This window comes from Gammaproteobacteria bacterium, assembly GCA_015709615.1.
Lineage (GTDB): Bacteria > Pseudomonadota > Gammaproteobacteria > Burkholderiales > Nitrosomonadaceae > Nitrosomonas.
Genome location: CP054179.1, coordinates 1,742,484 through 1,759,209 on the forward strand (window position 1 = coordinate 1,742,484; position 16,726 = coordinate 1,759,209).

Sequence of the window (16,726 nt, forward strand, 5' to 3'; positions counted from 1 at the left end):
CTTGTTTGTTGTGTCAAAAACGCCTGGCGGATACCAGGCGTTTTTTATTAGTCTAAACCGTTAACTTTTCTGAACTTTTCGGCAGCTTCCAACACTTGCGACTCTGCAAACTCTGGCAAAAAATCGCGTGCAAACATTTCGAAAAACTTCGCGCGATCGGTCGTGTATGGAATGTGTCCATTCAAAGCGAAGGCCGCAAGCGCTTCTAGTAGCTTTGCTTTTAACTTTTGGTCGTTTTGGATTTCATTGAAAATTGCATTCCGGCGGCTTATGCAAAATTCGGAACGGGCGATTTTTAGGCTTTGGGTTGCTGTAGCGATTTTTGAAGCAAGTTCAATTCTTGCGGCTTTGATTAATTCAACACGTCGATTCGTGGTTGCTAATTTCGCTTCCACTGTGTTGCAAAGCTGCTGTGCTGCGGCAACTTCAGCATCGCTTGCTTGATCCATGATATGACGCTTCTCAGTCGCGTCACGGTTCGCAGTAACACTATCACGCTCTTGGAGCTGGGAATTTTGATCGTTTTCAGCAGATACAAGTTTTGTGCAAAGTACGTGATCTTGTTGCTGAAGATTTACACAGTCGTTTTTTGCGGTGGTCAGATCGGTCATGTTAAACACCTCCGTTTAGCAGTTTTGCAATATCCGCAACCGGCCATAAAAGCCGATTTCCCAATTTAAGCGGCCTGATTCCAAAATAAGCACCAGTCATGCAGTATGACTTGCGCGCGGTTTGCGGTTTATGATTGGTAATCCGGGCTACTTCAGCGGTTTGGATATGGTCGCGGCCTTTCGATATTTCAGCTAAGTTTGGGGGTATTGATACAGTTTGCATCACGTTTCTCCTGTTGAAGAAATTCGCCTTGGCGGGATTGCCATATAAGCGAGTTGATGCAATATTATTTGCGTGCTGCGGCTTGTGATAGGAACGATCTAGTTGAAAGTGGAATCAGCTAGTTGAGGGGGTATTTAAGTTATTATTTATTAGGCAATTTCTCAATTAAGCCTTTTTCTTTCAATTTACTTAAACGCTTCAGAATAGCTTTATCATCCCTTAGCTTTGGGTCGTATTTTCTCAGCATCTCATGGACAAAAGCCGCTTGATAACCATATCTTTTAAATTTGGGGCCTCTGGATATTGCCTCTTTCTCGATTTCGTCAAGGTAAACCGTTCTCTCATCCTTCGCTGCGCGTGTTTTGCCGCCTGTGTCACGGCCTTCTGCTTTTGCGAGCTTTACGACAGGTTCTATGACTGATTCAGCATCGCATTTAAATGAATTACCTGTTTCGTCTAAAAGCAAAATAAAAAAGTCGGCCGTATCCTTAACTTCTGGTGTCATCTCTGGGCTATTCATCGCCGTTTGTATGGCATTCTTTAAAATTTCCTGTAAGAATTTCTAGCGTTGTTTACAGTATTCAGGAGAATACTGTAGATGAACATACACAAACGCACTCGCTTAACATTATTGGATCGTCAGGAAATCTGGCGGCTGTATCAAACCCGGCTGTGGAAGGTGGTTCAGCTGGCAGAATACTTTCACGTCAGCCGGCCAACGATTTATGACGTACTGAAACGAGCCAGACTCCAGGAATTTACTCCGCGTAGCAGTACCAATCAGCGCTTCAAAACACTGCAGTATGGCCTCAAACGTTTGGCTAAAGTAGAGCAAACCATCCAGGAACGTCTCAAGCGTGAAGCGAAGCGCTATAATAAATCTTATCCGGGCGAGCTCGTTCACCTCGATACCAAGCGGCTTCCATTATTGAAAGGACAGTCTGCCAATGAACCTCGCGAGTACCTGTTTGTGGCCATCGATGATTTCTCCAGGGAATTGTATGCCGATATCTTCCCCGATAAAACTCAATACAGCGCCGCTTGCTTTCTCATCGCTACTGTTGCCCAATGTCCTTATCAAATCGATTGCACTTATTCCGATAACGGCACGGAATTTAAAGGAACTGACGATCATGCTTTTGTCAAAGCTTGCAGGCAACACGGTATCGGTCAGAAGTTTACTCGTGTCAATCGTCCTCAAACCAACGGCAAAGCTGAGCGGGTCATCCGTACCCTGATGGACATGTGGCACAGTAAGATTCACTTTAAAGACAGCGCCGATCGACGCATTCAGCTTCTCCGTTTCATTAACTTCTACAACACCGTCAAACCCCATAAGAGTTTGTATAACGCAACCCCTTATGAAATACTCTTCGCTTATTTCAATCAACCTCTCTGTAAACAACCCTGAGATTTCTTACATATAAACTAACGACCTAATATAGAATCCGCAAATAAGTTATCTTCACAAAATTATCGGCAGCCTCAATTGCAGCAATCGTTTTTCCGGTTCATAACCCCACCTTATGCGGTGGGGTATTTGTTGCCTTCTTTAATTCTCTGATTTCCAATTTTTCACTCCTAAAAATGAGAAAAATTAAATCCTCAGAAATTAAACAATGTTAATCGGCTTGCCTTCTCAAGAAAGCAGGTATATCCATCGGATCCACACCCGATTGGCGCATTGCGGCCACTGTGGCATTGCTTCTTCTACCTGTGCGTATGACGGCAGGTTCTTCAGCGGAATAAACGGAATCCCGGTCGTCTGTGCCGGTACGCGTATGCACCACGGTCAACGGAGAATTCTGGTTTTGATTCTGGCCGACCATGCTGCCAAGACCGGTTGCCACCATGGTAACGCGCAAATTATCGGTCATATTTTCGTCAATCACGGTACCGACAATAATCGTTGCGTCTTCAGCGGTCAGATCTTTAATGGTATTCATCACTTCATGCACCTCGCGCATTTTCAGCGACGAGCTGGCGGTAATATTCACCAGAATGCCGCGCGCTCCGGACAAGGAGATATCCTCGAGCAGCGGGCTTGATACCGCGCGTTCCGCCGCAACCCGGGCGCGATCGACGCCCATGGCAATAGCCGAACCCATCATCGCCATGCCCATTTCCGACATGACCGTTCTGACGTCGGCAAAATCCACGTTGACCAAGCCGGGACAATTGATCACTTCGGCGATACCGGCTACCGCGCCGTAGAGCACGTCGTTGGCGGCTTTGAATGCGTCCAGCATAGAAATATCGTTACCCAGTACCATCATGAGCTTATCGTTCGGGATCACAATCAGCGAGTCCACATGCTGCGACAATGCTTCCATGCCCGCTTTGGCGGCCGCCAGGCGTTTGCCTTCGAATGCGAAAGGTTTGCTGACCACAGCCACGGTTAAAATACCCATTTCCTTAGCGACTTGCGCTACCACCGGCGCCGCGCCGGTTCCGGTGCCGCCGCCCATGCCCGCGGTGATAAACAGCATATCCGCGCCTTGAATCAGTTCGGCAATACGGTCACGGTCTTCCAGCGCGGCTTCGCGGCCGATTTCAGGATTTGCGCCCGCGCCCAACCCTTTGGTAATACCCGTACCCAGTTGCAGTACGGTCGGTGCTTTATTACTTTTCAATGCCTGGGCATCAGTGTTCATACTGATGAACTCAACGCCTTGCATGCCGTTCTGGATCATATGATCCACAGCATTGCTGCCGCACCCACCAACACCGACAACCTTGATGACTGCTTCTTGAGTTTCGTTATTCATGATCTCGAACATATTGTTTCTCCTTTAGTACATTGAAATTAAAGCCGCTTGACTGCAATACAACCCATGAAATTTCACATTAAAAATTTCTTTGGAACCACCCCTTCATTCTGGAGAAAATCTGCTTCGCAGAGCCTCCTTGTAATCTTGAACCATGTTGATGCTGCATCTGCTCGATACCGGCCAGAATCAAACCAATCCCGGTCGAATAACGCGGCGTATGGATCACGTCTTTCAAGTTGCCGTGATAATTGGGCATGCCTAATCGCACCGGCATATGAAAGATTTCTTCTCCCAATTCCACCATACCCCGCAATGAAGCGGATCCGCCGGTAATCACGATGCCCGATGACAGCAACTCTTCAAACCCGCTGCGGCGCAACTCGGCTTGCACCATGCAGTAAAGCTCTTCCGCGCGCGGCTCTATGACCTCAGCCAGAGTTTGTTTGGAAAGCTGGCGCGACCCGCGATTGCCCACATCCGGCACTTCCACCATTTCATGGGTATCGGTGAGACTTCTCAAGGCACAGCCGTAGCGGCACTTGATGTCTTCCGCGCTTTTGGTCGGCGTGCGTAGCGCCATCGCAATGTCGTTGGTGATTTGGTCTCCCGCGATCGGAATCACCGCGGTGTGGCGGATGGCGCCATGGGTAAACACCGCAATATCCGTTGTTCCACCACCGATATCGACCAGACAGACGCCCAAATCCTTTTCATCCTCGGACAGCACCGCCATGGCCGAAGCCAGCGGTTGCAAGATCAGATCGCGCACTTCCAGACCGCAGCGGTGCACGCACTTGACGATATTCTGTGCAGCCGAAACGGCGCCCGTGACAATGTGCACTTTCACTTCCAGCCGTATGCCGCTCATCCCTACCGGTTCACGCACATCCTCCTGACCATCGATGATGAATTCCTGATTCAAAATATGCAAGATTTGCTGATCGGCCGGGATATTTACCGCTTTGGCCGCTTCCATGACGCGTTCGACATCTTTCTCGGTCACTTCCTTATCTTTGATGGGCACCATACCGTCGGAATTAAACCCTTTGATATGGCTGCCCGCTATGCCGGTATAGACTTCATGAATCTTGCAATCCGCCATCAACTCCGCTTCTTCCAATGCGCGCTGAATGGCATTCACCGTTGTCTCGATATTGGCCACAACACCCTTTTTCAATCCACGCGAAGAATGGCTTCCCAAACCGATCACCTCAAAACCGCCGTCCGGAACGACCTCCGCGACAATGGCCACGATCTTGGATGTGCCGATGTCGAGACCGACCACCAGATTTCTATTTTCTCGCGCTTTATTCATCTAATCCCATCTCCATGGTCTTACGTCTCTCTCCTCGTGCCAGACTTACGCGGTTGTTGTATTACTTCGGGCATGCGGATAGCAAAGCCATTGGGATAGCGCAAATCGACATACGCTAACGGCCCTTGCTGGCTCAACCGTGCAATACTGTGGTTATAGACTAAAACATAGCGAGCCAGCCGCTCTTCAATCTCGTTGCGCCCCAGTTCCAAAACCGTTCCGGTATCGAGCTGAATGCGCCATGCATAACGCGCGGTCAGGCTTATTTCTGCGATTTGCTGCTGCAGCGGCGCCAATATCCGGCTGAAGCGCCGGAATTGCTGCGTCACCTCGTGCGCACTGGCTTCGTTAGGCCCGGTAAACACCGGCAAATCAGTATCGGCGGTCACCCGGAACACCTCACCGTAGGTATTAACCAGTGCATGACTACCCCAATAGGCCAATGCCCGATGCTCCTCAAGCGTCACATTCAACCCATGCGGCCATTCCCTTTTCACCCTGGCTTCACGCACCCACGGTAATTTTACAAAAGCTTCACGCACTTCAGTGAGATTTACCGAAATAAAATTTCCCGCGATTTCATTTCTCACCAGTTGCTCAATTTGATCGCGCGTCACATGTTCCAGCTCGGCTCTGCCTTTTTCCGCACCCTGAATGACTTGCACATTAATTTCCTTGATCGGAAACAGTGGTGGCTGGATAAGCTGCAAGCTGACGGCGTACAGAGCCGCCAGCGCCACCGAAGTGAACAATGTCCCGGACAGTAGATTCAAGGCGTGATGGTTATTCCACATGAGCCAAATCCAATATTTTCAGAACCAAATCGTCAAAAGAAATCCCCGCGGTTCTTGCCGCCATCGGTACCAGACTGTGGCCGGTCATGCCGGGCGAAGTATTCGCTTCGAGGAAGTAAAATTGGTTGGTTGCACTCAAGATCAAATCAACCCTTCCCCAACCCTGGCAGCCCAGTACCTGATATGCCTTTAGTGCTTGTTTCTGGATCGCCGCTTCCAATTCCGCCGGTAAACCGCTTGGACAAAAGTATTGCGTATCATTGGAAAAATACTTGGCTTGGTAGTCGTAAAGCTCGCCGGCGATTTCAATCCGCACCACCGGCAGCGGTGTTTCACCCAAAATCGCCACGGTCAATTCCTTGCCCGCGATGAATTCTTCCGCCAGCACCAACGCATCGTGCCGGGCAGCCAGCCGGTACGCTTCCGCCAAGTCCTCGGTGCGTTTCACTTTGGTCAAACCGATGGTCGAACCTTCGCGCGCCGGTTTGACGATTAGCGGCAATCCCAATGTTTCGGCAACTTGTGTCCAATTGCTGTCGGCACGCAATAACTCGTAGCGCGGTGATTGGATGCCGATTGCTTGCCAAATCAATTTGGTGCGCCATTTATCCATCGCCAGCGCACTGGCCATCACACCGCTGCCGGTATACGGCAACCCCAGCAACTCCAACGCGCCCTGAATCGTTCCATCCTCGCCAAAACGCCCGTGCAACGCGATAAACGCTTTATCGAATCCTTGCTGCAGCAGTTTTTCCAGTGCTTGCTCCGCAGGATCGAAAGGATGCGCATCGACGCCGCAGCGCAGCAACGCATCCAGCACAGCCTGCCCGCTTTGCAACGATATTTCCCGCTCGGCGGAACGACCACCCAGCAAAACGGCTACTTTACCCACGCTATGCGCGCTCACTACGTCAATCTCCTGGCGTCGCCAATGATCCGGACTTCCGGAACCAGTGCTATACCCGTTGCTTTCTTAACCCTGCCTTGCACCATCATAATCAAGGCTTCAATATCCGCCGCGCTGGCGTTACCGGTATTGACAATGAAATTGGCATGCTTGGGCGACACCATCGCACCACCAATAGAACATCCCTTCAGGCCGCATGCTTCAATCAAACGCGCCGCATGATCTCCCGGCGGATTGCGGAATACCGAACCGGCATTCGGCTGATCGAGCGGCTGGCTGGCCACCCGTTGCGCCAGCAATTGCTTGATACGTGCGCGGGCTTGCGCCTGATCGCCCGGCGGCAACCGGAAGTACGCGCCAGTAAACCATTCACTCTCCATCGCACCGGCTGCTCCGGCATGCCGTTGCACGCTGCGGTAACCGATTGTGTATTCGCTTGGCTGACGTATCAAGACTTGTCCGCCGCCATTGACAACTTGCACCTGTTGCACGATTTCCCAGGTTTCCGATCCGTAGCATCCGGCGTTCATCGCCAGCGCGCCGCCGACCGTACCCGGTATCCCGGCCAAAAATTCCGCCCCTGCGAGATGATGTTTGGCGGCAAAACGCGCCACCTTGGCGCACGCTACACCTGCACCCGCGTAAATCAACGCACCGGATGAGTTCTGCTCGATCACACGCGCATCATTCAAGCGCGCGTGCAGTGCCACGACCGTGCCGCGCAAGCCGCCGTCCCGCACCAGTAAATTGCTGCCCAAGCCAATGACATAAAGCGGTTCATGCGGAGATGCACGCAGAAAATCGGACAAATCCTCGAGATCCGCCGGCAGGTAATAGCGATCCGCATAACCGCCGGTGCGCCAGGAAGTATGCCGGCTCATCGGCTCATTGACGCGCAGCTCGCCCCGCAAAACAGGCACATCCGCATTACCAGGCGCTTCACCCGTTACTGGCATGGCAAACCTCACATTTTGATGAACAGCGGTCATTCCTTATTATCCTCAGCATTCACCGCCGTTCACGACGGTCAGCTTGTTTTTCATTTGCGCAATGTGCGGCGCCACCTTGGCCACCGAACCCGCGCCCATCACCAGCACAATGTCGCCATCCTTCACGATGTTCAGAATGGCATCCGGTAAATCATCCACTTCCTCGATATAAATCGGCTCGACTTTGCCCTGTACCCGGATCGAGCGCGCCAGCGATTTACTGTCCGCCGCGACAATCGGTTCTTCACCGGCCGGATAAACTTCCGTGAGCAACAGCACATCAGCTTGCGACAAAACCCGGGTGAAACCCTCGAATACGTCGCGGGTGCGCGTATAGCGGTGCGGTTGAAAAGCCACCACCAGACGATGACCCGGAAACGCGCCGCGCGCGGCTTTGATGGTGGCTTCCATTTCCGCCGGATGGTGGCCGTAATCGTCGACCAAAGTAAAACTTTTCTGCGTGGATAAGCGGATTTCACCGTACTGCTGAAAACGCCGCTCGACGCCTTTGAATTCCGATAGCGCTTTGACGATGGCGGCATCCGGCACGCCAATCTCATTGGCGACAGCAATGGCGGCCAGGGCATTCTGGATATTATGCAAACCGGGAATATTCAGTGTGATCTCGAGTTTGCGGGCGGAGCCGTTGACACCGACGATCGCGGTGAATTTCATGCGGTGACGTTCCTGCCGGATGTCAGTCGCGCGTACTTGCGCTTCCTGTGACAAACCGTACGTCGTGATCGGTTTGGTAATCGACGGCATCACTTCGCGGATATTGGCGTCATCCATGCAAACCACTGCCATGCCGTAAAAAGGCAAGTGCTGCACGAAATCGACGAAAGTCTGCTTCAACCGGCTGAAGTCGTGACCGTATGTTTCCATATGATCCGCATCGATATTCGTCACGACCGCCAGCATAGGTTGTAAATACAAAAACGAAGCATCCGATTCATCCGCTTCGACGACGATGAACTCGCCGCTGCCAAGTTTGGCATGACAACCCGCCGCTTCCAGTTTTCCGCCGATGACAAACGTCGGGTCCATATCCGCCGCCGCCAGAATGCTCGCGATCAGGCTGGTGGTCGTGGTTTTGCCGTGCGTTCCCGCAATCGCGATACCGCTGCGCAACCGCAGCAGCTCCGCCAGCATCATGGCGCGCGGCACCACTGGTATATTTTTGTTTTTGGCGGCGATCACTTCCGGATTGTCCGGTTTCACCGCGGTCGACGTCACCACCACATCCGCTCCGGCAATCTGTTCACTGGCATGTCCGGCATAAACTTTAATACCGAGCTTCGCCAAACGCTGCGTTACCGCGTTTTTCATCAAATCGGAACCGCTGACCTGATACCCCAGATTGACGAAAACCTCGGCAATACCGCTCATGCCCGCACCGCCGATACCGACGAAATGAATATGTTTGACTTTATGCTTCATGCAGCGCTCCGCTCAACTCGATACAAGCTTCGGCCACCACCCGGGTGGCATCCGGTTTCGCCTGGTCGCGCGCGGCCAAGGCCATGATCAGCAATTTTTCACGGGTTAGCTCCATGAGCAAATCCGCCAGTTTTTGCGCAGTCAACTCGCATTGCGGCAGCAATAAGGCGGCACCGTGCCGGGCCAGAAATTGCGCATTAGCGGTTTGATGATCGTCGACTGCATGCGGGTAGGGCACCAGAATGCTGGCAACGCCCGCGGTGCTTAATTCCGCAACGGTTAACGCACCGGCGCGGCAGATCACCAGATCGCAATCGGCGTAGTGTTTGGCCATATCATCGATGAACGCGCTCACTTCCCCGTCCAGTTGCAAGTCTTCATACGCTTTTTTAACCGCTTCCCAATGCACGGTTCCAGCTTGATGCACCACCAAGGGGCGCGCATCCTCCGGTACCAGCTTAAGCGCTTGCGGCACGACGGTATTCAGGATTTGCGCACCGAGACTGCCGCCCACCACGAGTAATTTCAATGGACCCCGCCGTCCTTGGAAGCGTTCTTCCGGCGGATCTATTTGCGCAATTTCGGCGCGCACCGGATTACCCGAACATACCGTTGTTTCCGGATTACCGCGAAGCGCGCCGGGAAATCCGAGAAAAATCCTGTCCGCCAGTTTCGCCAGAATTTTATTGGTCAACCCGGCGATCGAGTTCTGTTCGTGAATCACCAGCGGCTTATTGAGCAGTGATGCCATCATGCCGCCGGGAAAGGCCGGATAACCGCCCATACCCAGCACCACATCCGGCTGCACGCGCTGAATGATGCGCATGCTCTGCCAGAATGCCTTGAGTAATCGCACCGGCAGCATCAACCAAGTCGCCAGATGTTTGCCGCGCAATCCGGAAAAGCGAATCACTTCGGTTGTATAACCGTGCTGCGGCACCAGTTTTAATTCCATGCCGGCTTCCGTTCCCAGCCAAACAACACGCCAGCCGGCCTGCCTGAGATAATCGGCCACCGCCAATCCCGGAAACACATGCCCGCCGGTGCCGCCTGCCATGATCAAAATCGTAGGCGCGCTCATACGTTCAACCCCCGCAGCCGCTGCCGGTTTTCCCAGTCGATGCGCAGCAAAACCGCCAATGCAATGCAATTCGCCGTGATGCTGCTGCCGCCGAAACTCAGCAGCGGCAATGTCAATCCTTTGGTCGGCAAGACGCCCATGTTGACGCCCATATTGATCAACGCCTGCACCCCGATCCAAATGCCGATACCTTGCGCCACCAGCGCCGCGAAAGGGCTGCCCAGTTTGGCCGCCAGACGGCCGATGACAAACGCGCGCGTGATCAGCCAGATGAACAAAACGATCACAGTGGCCACACCGACAAAGCCGAGTTCCTCGGCCAGCACCGAAAGTAAAAAGTCGGTGTGCGCTTCCGGCAAATAGAACAGTTTCTCTACGCTGCCGCCCAGACCGACGCCCAGCCATTCGCCGCGCCCGAATGCGATCAGCGCATGACTCAACTGATAGCCTTTGCCATACGGATCGGCCCAAGGATCCATAAATGCGATCACGCGATTCAGCCGGTACGGCGAACTTAAAATCAGCTCGTACAAACCAAATGCCAGGATGGCGATCAGGCTGACGAATATTTTCAGACTGACGCCGCCGAGAAACAAAATCGACATCGCCAACGCAGCTACCACGAAGAAAGCGCCGAAATCCGGTTCGAGCAGCAATAACGCACCGACCACGGACAACACGATCGCAATCGGCACAAATCCCTTGAAGAAGGAATTCAGATCGGCTGCCTTGCGGTTCACATAATCAGCGGCGTACAACACCATGCAAAACTTCATGAACTCGGACGGCTGGATATTCACCACGTACAGCGAAATCCAGCGCTGACTGCCGTTCACTTCATGCCCGATGCCGGGCACCAGCACCAATATCAACAGAAAAATGCTGGTGATAAGCAGATAGGTAACGTATTTCTGCCACATCTGCATCGGCACTTGAAAAGCGACCAATCCCAACAGCAGTCCGACACCCAGATACGCACTATGCCGCAACAAATAATGGCCAGCGCGGTCGGTGCCGAATTGCGCTTCGGCGATGGCAATCGAGGCGGAATAAATCATCACCAAACCGATGCTCAGCAGCAGCACAGCAGACCATACCAACGCCTGGTCAAAATCGGCCATGATTCTTGGTTTCTGATTGCTTGCCTGATAAATCATCGGTTAATGTTTTTTCTGCCCGAAACTGAAAAATTTGTTTTCCATATCCTTGACCGCTGCAACGAACACTTCCGCGCGATGGATATAATTTCTAAACATGTCGAAACTGGCGCATGCCGGTGAAAGCAAGACCACATCACCGGGCTGCGCCAGCAAAAAACTCTTTTGCATGGCTTCTTCCATAGTCACGGCAAAATGCAACGGCACGCCGCAATCCTTCAATTCTCCCGCAATGATGCCCCCATCCCGGCCGATCAACACGACGGCGCGGGCATTATGGGCAACCGCCTCCCGCAGATAAGAAAAATCCTGTCCCTTGCCGTCGCCACCGGCGATTAAAATGACGTTTTGCTTCATGCCGCTTAAAGCAGCCACGGTAGCGCCGACATTGGTGCTCTTTGAGTCATCATAAAAAGTGACACCATTGAACGCCGCCACTTTCTCCATGCGATGCGGCAAGCCGCGAAATTCACGCAATGCGGACAAGAGAGGCTCAATGGCTACACCGAGCGCGCGGCACAGCGCCAACGCTGCGAGTGCGTTGACCGCGTTGTGCAGGCCGTAAACATTCAGCTCGGAAGCTTTCATTAGTGACTGACTACCTTCCAGCAGCCACAGATCATCGCCGTCGTGGCGGAGACCGTAATCCGCTTCAGTCGGCGGTTCATCCACGCCGAACGTGATTTGTTTTCTGCCGGGCAAAGCCATGGCACAAACGCCGGGATCGTTGCGGTTCAAAACTTGTACACCTGCGCCGGTCTTGTCCCGCAAAAACACCCGCGCCTTGGCCGTGGCGTAATCATGCATGCCGCGATAGCGGTCCAGATGATCTTCGCTCAGATTCAGCACGGTTGCGGCATCGGCATTTAAATTGTGCGTCGTTTCCAATTGGAAGCTGGAAGTTTCCAGAATCCAAGCCTGCGGCCAATCACCCGCATCGATGCGCTGCATCAGCGCATTCAGCACGGCAGGGCCGATATTGCCCGCCACCTCGACATTCCAGCCGGATTTTTTCAGCATGGCACCGGTCATGGCAGTAACCGTTGTTTTTCCATTAGAGCCGGAAATCGCCACGACTTTTGGTCTTGGCAAATGACTTTGCTCGAGCGCCCAGGAAAACAGCACCATGTCGCCTATCACCGGAATTCCTTGTTGCACCGCCTGTTGCACGCTGGGATCCGCCAGCGGCACACCGGGGCTGATCGCAATCATGTCGATTCCGTTGAAAACCGGCGCGGCAAATTTACCTGTGTGCAATTGCACGGCTGGAAACTCGGTGGTGATTCGCTGCCAGTTGGGCGGCTCCGGACGGCTATCGGCAGCGCGCACCTTGGCGCCTTGCCGTAGCAGCCATTTCACCATGGACAAACCGGTTTCACCCATACCCAGCACCAAAATTGTTTTACCTTGCAAATTCATCGTAACTTTAATGTCGACAACCCGACCAATACCAAAATGAAAGTGATGATCCAGAATCTGACTACCACCTGATTTTCCTTCCAGCCTTTCAATTCAAAATGATGATGTAAAGGCGCCATGCGGAAAACCCGTTTGCCCAGCAGCTTGAACGACGCCACTTGCAGCATCACGGAAAGCGCCTCGACGACAAAAACACCACCCATGATGACCAGCACGATCTCCTGGCGCACGATGACGGTGACGATCCCCAGTGCGGCGCCCAGCGCCAATGCACCGACATCGCCCATAAAAACCTCGGCGGGATAAGCGTTAAACCACAGGAAGGCCAGTCCGGCACCGGCCATAGCGCCGCAAAATACGGCCAATTCCCCGGCGTTGGGGATATAAGGAATGCCGAGATACTTGGCAAATACCACATGACCGGCCGCATACGCGAACACCGCCAGCGCGCTGCTGATCATCACCGTCGGCATGATGGCCAGACCGTCCAGGCCGTCGGTCAGATTCACCGCGTTGCTGGTGCCGACGATGACGAAATAGGACAGCACAACAAACCCCGTTGCCCCGAGAGGAATGGCGACCTCCTTGAAAAAGGGCACGATCATGTCGGTTTGCGCCGGAATTTCCGCGATCGACGCCAGATACAACGCAACCGCGAGCGCGATCAGCGATTGCCAGAAAAATTTAGCGCGCGCGGAAAGCCCCTTCGGATTACGGTGAACCACTTTGCGGTAATCGTCGACCCAGCCGATCACGCCGAATCCCAGTGTGGTCGCGAGCACCACCCAGACATAGCGATTGTTCAAATCCGACCACAGCAGAGTGGTTAAAACAATCGCCATCAAAATCAAGGCGCCGCCCATCGTCGGCGTACCGGTTTTGACGAGGTGCGTTTGCGGCCCGTCGTCGCGCACCGATTGACCGATTTTGTAAGCGGTCAGCTTACGGATCATCAGCGGACCGATGATGAAGGAAATCACCAAGGCCGTCAGCGCAGCCAATACGGTGCGCAAGGTAATATAACTGAACACATTGAACGCGCGAATGTCTTGCGCCAGCCATTGCGAGAGCGTCAGCAGCATGATGACCCCACCGGCTGTTCCAGTTGCCGTACTACCCGTTCCATATGCATGAAGCGCGATCCCTTGACCAGCAAAGTCACGTCATCCGCCAGCAAACTTTCCGTTTCGTGCAACAATTCATCGATATTATTGAAATGCCGCGCGCCTTTGCCGAATTCTTCCGCCGCGTACGCGCTCAGCTCGCCCAACGTCAATAAGCGATCCAACCCGGCATTGCGCGCATCGCGTCCGATCGTACGGTGCAGATCGATGGCGGATTTGCCCAATTCGCCCATATCCCCGAGCACCAATATTTTTTTCCCCGGGGTTGCCGCCAACACCGCCAAAGCCGCGCGCACCGATTCGGGATTGGCGTTATAGGTATCATCGATGAGCAGCGCATGATGCAGACCGGATTTTTTCTGCAACCGCCCCTTCACACCTTGGAATGCTGTGAGACCGGCGGCAATCGCTTCCTTGCCGATTCCCAGCGCTATTGCAGCGGCGGCGGCAGCCAGCGCGTTATACACGTTATGCACGCCCGGTGCCTGCAATTTCACTTCCACACTGCCATCCGGCAATTTCAACTGAATCCGGTTGCTCAATCGATCGGCCTGAAACTCCGCGCTTATCAAAGCTTGCTCACGCAAACCGAAATCGACTATCTTGCGCGCACCAGCATACCCCCGCCACACAGCGGCATAGCGGTCATCCGCGTTGATCACTGCCGTTCCTTGCGCATCCAACCCGGTAAAAATCTCCGCCTTGGCGCGCGCCACCGTCTCGACCGAACCCAATCCCTCGATATGCGCGGCTCCGGCATTGGTAATCACCGCCACGCAGGGTTTTGCCAATCCGCTGAGATAACCGATCTCGCCGATATGATTCATACCCATCTCGATCACTGCGTAGCGATGCTGCGGCCGTAGACGTAACAACATCTGCGGCACGCCGATATCGTTATTCAGATTCCCTTCGGTCGCCAGCACCTGATCGGCTTGTTCATTTGCGCCGCCGCATGCCGCAGCTTGATGCAATATCGCGGCGATCATTTCCTTGACCGTGGTCTTGCCGTTGCTGCCGGTAACGCCGATCACCGGTAGCGTAAACCGGTTACGCCAATGCGCCGCCAGCTGCCCTAACCCTAGCCGGGTATCCTTGACGCGCAGCAGCGGAATACCGGCCGCCAATACATCGCCACTGACTGTCTGCGGAACCAGCGCGGCAACCGCGCCTTTTTCTTCGGCGCTACGGATGAATGCGCTGCCGTCGAACCGGTCACCGCTTAGCGCCACGAACAGATCGCCGGATTTAAGCGTGCGGCTGTCGGTGCTGACCCCGGTAAACAACCCGTCCTGCCCGCTCCACTCGGCTTGCAGTACTTGCGCCGCTTCCCGGATCGTCATCATGATTGAACCCGCACCTTTCTGGCTAAATCCTTCAGCACCTGCTGCACAATTTCCGCATCGCTGAAGGGAATCTTCCGCCCTTTTATTTCCTGGAATTTTTCATGACCCTTGCCCGCGATCAGCACAATATCGTTGTTGTGCGCGTTGGCGATGGCCTGATAAATGGCCAGCGCGCGATCGGGCTCGATCTGGTAATTGTCCGCGCCCGCACCCGCCGTAATATCTTGAATAATGCTCAAAGGATCTTCCGTGCGCGGGTTATCGCTGGTAAAAATGACTTCGTCCGCCAGCCGCGTGGCGACTTCGCCCACCATGGCGCGCTTACCTTTATCGCGGTCGCCGCCGCACCCGACAACGCAGCATAACCGCGCACCTTGCCGGGATGTCCGTTTCTTCGGTTGCGCGCCGCGCAACAACTCGCGCAACGTGCACAGCACTTTTTCCAAGGCATCGGGCGTATGCGCGTAATCGACAACAATAATCGGCTGGTCAACCCCTTGGTATTTCTCCATCCTACCCGGAATGGGTTGCACATTTTGCAGCGACCGGACTGCGTCCGGCAAGCGGATCCCGCTTACCAGCATGGCAGCCACGACAGCAAGCAAGTTTGATGCATTGAATTTACCCAGCAAGCCAATTTTCAAATGTTCGCGATTATCCTCAAATTCGATATCAAATTCCAGACCATGGAGATCGACTTTTAAATTGGAGCCATACACCATTTTGAATGGACTTGAATCGCGCTTTTCCGGATAGTGAAATCCATAGCCGATCAAGGTTGTGGATTTATTGGCAAGCTGCCGCGATAGTTCGACACCCAATACATCGTCCATGTTGATGACCGCATACTGCAAGCCAGGCCAGAAAAACAGGCACGCCTTGGCGGCGGCATAGGCATCCATATCGCGATGGTAATCCAGGTGGTCGCGCGACAAGTTGGTCAGCACAGCCACCGCAAACACGGTGCCGTTGACCCGTCCTTGCACCAAACCGTGCGACGACACCTCCATCGCCACACCGTGCGCGCCCTGCTCCACAAATCCGGCAAGCGAACGCTGTAATACCGCGGCGTCGGGCGTCGTGTTCTCCGCCTTGGCTAATGCGCCGCAAAAACCGTTTCCAAGCGTTCCCAGCACGGCCGTTTTTTTACCCAGGCTTGTCATGGCTTGCGCGTACCAGTGGCTGCACGATGTCTTGCCGTTGGTTCCGGTGATTCCGACCATCCACAATTTCTCCGACGGCTGATCATACACATGACTGGCAATCGACCCCGCTTGTGCTTTCAGATCCTCGATCGCCAGCGCCGGGATGCGCCACTCGGGATTCCAGGTAAAATCCTGCGGATCCCACAACACGGCGTTAGCACCGGCGGCAATCGCTTGCGGAATGAAGTTGCGTCCATCCGCGATTTCACCGGCGTAGGCAAGAAAGGTATCGCCGGGCTGTATTTGCCGGCTATCCGTCACCAGATTCTTGACCGCAACCCCCAGCTCATCCAAACGATGATGATCGAACAACTTGGGTGCTTTCTTTTTGATCGTCATCCCCT

15 protein-coding genes are annotated in these 16,726 nt (G+C 53.7%); 1 reads left to right on the top strand and 14 read right to left on the bottom strand.

Going from position 1 to position 16,726, the window contains the following annotated elements:
- Nucleotides 1–47 precede the first annotated feature (47 nt).
- The gene (locus HRU77_08465) at nucleotides 48–611 is read right to left on the bottom strand and encodes a hypothetical protein (GenBank protein ID QOJ20724.1); all 564 of its coding nucleotides are present in this window, start codon (nucleotides 609–611) and stop codon (nucleotides 48–50) included.
- Between the two features lie 365 nt (nucleotides 612–976).
- Complete coding sequence (locus HRU77_08470; GenBank protein ID QOJ20725.1) at nucleotides 977–1,339, bottom strand: hypothetical protein; 363 nt, start codon at nucleotides 1,337–1,339, stop codon at nucleotides 977–979.
- Between the two features lie 93 nt (nucleotides 1,340–1,432).
- Between HRU77_08470 and HRU77_08475 the strand changes: the two genes are divergently transcribed.
- Nucleotides 1,433–2,245: a transposase family protein gene (locus HRU77_08475; GenBank protein QOJ20726.1), complete on the top strand. Its 813-nt coding sequence runs from the start codon at nucleotides 1,433–1,435 to the stop codon at nucleotides 2,243–2,245.
- Between the two features lie 211 nt (nucleotides 2,246–2,456).
- Here HRU77_08475 and ftsZ read toward each other — a convergent pair whose 3' ends face one another.
- The 12 genes from ftsZ to HRU77_08535 form a co-directional block, all read right to left on the bottom strand.
- Entirely contained in the window at nucleotides 2,457–3,614 is a 1,158-nt protein-coding gene (gene ftsZ / locus HRU77_08480) for a cell division protein FtsZ (protein ID QOJ20727.1), read from the bottom strand.
- Nucleotides 3,615–3,681: 67 nt separating this feature from the next.
- On the bottom strand, nucleotides 3,682–4,920 hold the full coding sequence (gene ftsA / locus HRU77_08485; GenBank protein ID QOJ20728.1) for a cell division protein FtsA: 1,239 nt from the start codon (nucleotides 4,918–4,920) through the stop codon (nucleotides 3,682–3,684).
- A gap of 20 nt (nucleotides 4,921–4,940) precedes the next feature.
- Entirely contained in the window at nucleotides 4,941–5,714 is a 774-nt protein-coding gene (locus tag HRU77_08490) for an FtsQ-type POTRA domain-containing protein (protein ID QOJ20729.1), read from the bottom strand.
- Nucleotides 5,704–6,621 (bottom strand): D-alanine--D-alanine ligase, encoded by a 918-nt coding sequence (locus HRU77_08495; GenBank protein QOJ20730.1) that lies wholly within the window; start codon nucleotides 6,619–6,621, stop codon nucleotides 5,704–5,706. The genes HRU77_08490 and HRU77_08495 overlap by 11 nt, the downstream gene beginning before the upstream one ends.
- On the bottom strand, nucleotides 6,621–7,577 hold the full coding sequence (gene murB, locus HRU77_08500) for a UDP-N-acetylmuramate dehydrogenase (protein QOJ22111.1): 957 nt from the start codon (nucleotides 7,575–7,577) through the stop codon (nucleotides 6,621–6,623). Before murB ends, HRU77_08495 begins: the two co-directional genes overlap by 1 nt.
- A gap of 45 nt (nucleotides 7,578–7,622) precedes the next feature.
- On the bottom strand, nucleotides 7,623–9,050 hold the full coding sequence (locus tag HRU77_08505; protein ID QOJ20731.1) for a UDP-N-acetylmuramate--L-alanine ligase: 1,428 nt from the start codon (nucleotides 9,048–9,050) through the stop codon (nucleotides 7,623–7,625).
- Nucleotides 9,040–10,131 (bottom strand): undecaprenyldiphospho-muramoylpentapeptide beta-N-acetylglucosaminyltransferase, encoded by a 1,092-nt coding sequence (murG, locus tag HRU77_08510; GenBank protein ID QOJ20732.1) that lies wholly within the window; start codon nucleotides 10,129–10,131, stop codon nucleotides 9,040–9,042. Before murG ends, HRU77_08505 begins: the two co-directional genes overlap by 11 nt.
- Nucleotides 10,128–11,288 (bottom strand): putative lipid II flippase FtsW, encoded by a 1,161-nt coding sequence (gene ftsW, locus HRU77_08515; protein QOJ20733.1) that lies wholly within the window; start codon nucleotides 11,286–11,288, stop codon nucleotides 10,128–10,130. Before ftsW ends, murG begins: the two co-directional genes overlap by 4 nt.
- 3 nt (nucleotides 11,289–11,291) lie before the next feature.
- Nucleotides 11,292–12,707 (bottom strand): UDP-N-acetylmuramoyl-L-alanine--D-glutamate ligase, encoded by a 1,416-nt coding sequence (gene murD, locus HRU77_08520; protein QOJ20734.1) that lies wholly within the window; start codon nucleotides 12,705–12,707, stop codon nucleotides 11,292–11,294.
- A complete protein-coding gene (locus HRU77_08525) occupies nucleotides 12,704–13,789 on the bottom strand; it encodes a phospho-N-acetylmuramoyl-pentapeptide-transferase (protein ID QOJ20735.1) in 1,086 nt (361 codons plus the stop codon). Before HRU77_08525 ends, murD begins: the two co-directional genes overlap by 4 nt.
- On the bottom strand, nucleotides 13,780–15,177 hold the full coding sequence (locus HRU77_08530; protein ID QOJ20736.1) for a UDP-N-acetylmuramoyl-tripeptide--D-alanyl-D-alanine ligase: 1,398 nt from the start codon (nucleotides 15,175–15,177) through the stop codon (nucleotides 13,780–13,782). Before HRU77_08530 ends, HRU77_08525 begins: the two co-directional genes overlap by 10 nt.
- On the bottom strand, nucleotides 15,174–16,721 hold the full coding sequence (locus HRU77_08535) for a UDP-N-acetylmuramoyl-L-alanyl-D-glutamate--2,6-diaminopimelate ligase (GenBank protein ID QOJ20737.1): 1,548 nt from the start codon (nucleotides 16,719–16,721) through the stop codon (nucleotides 15,174–15,176). Before HRU77_08535 ends, HRU77_08530 begins: the two co-directional genes overlap by 4 nt.
- Nucleotides 16,722–16,726 lie beyond the last annotated feature (5 nt).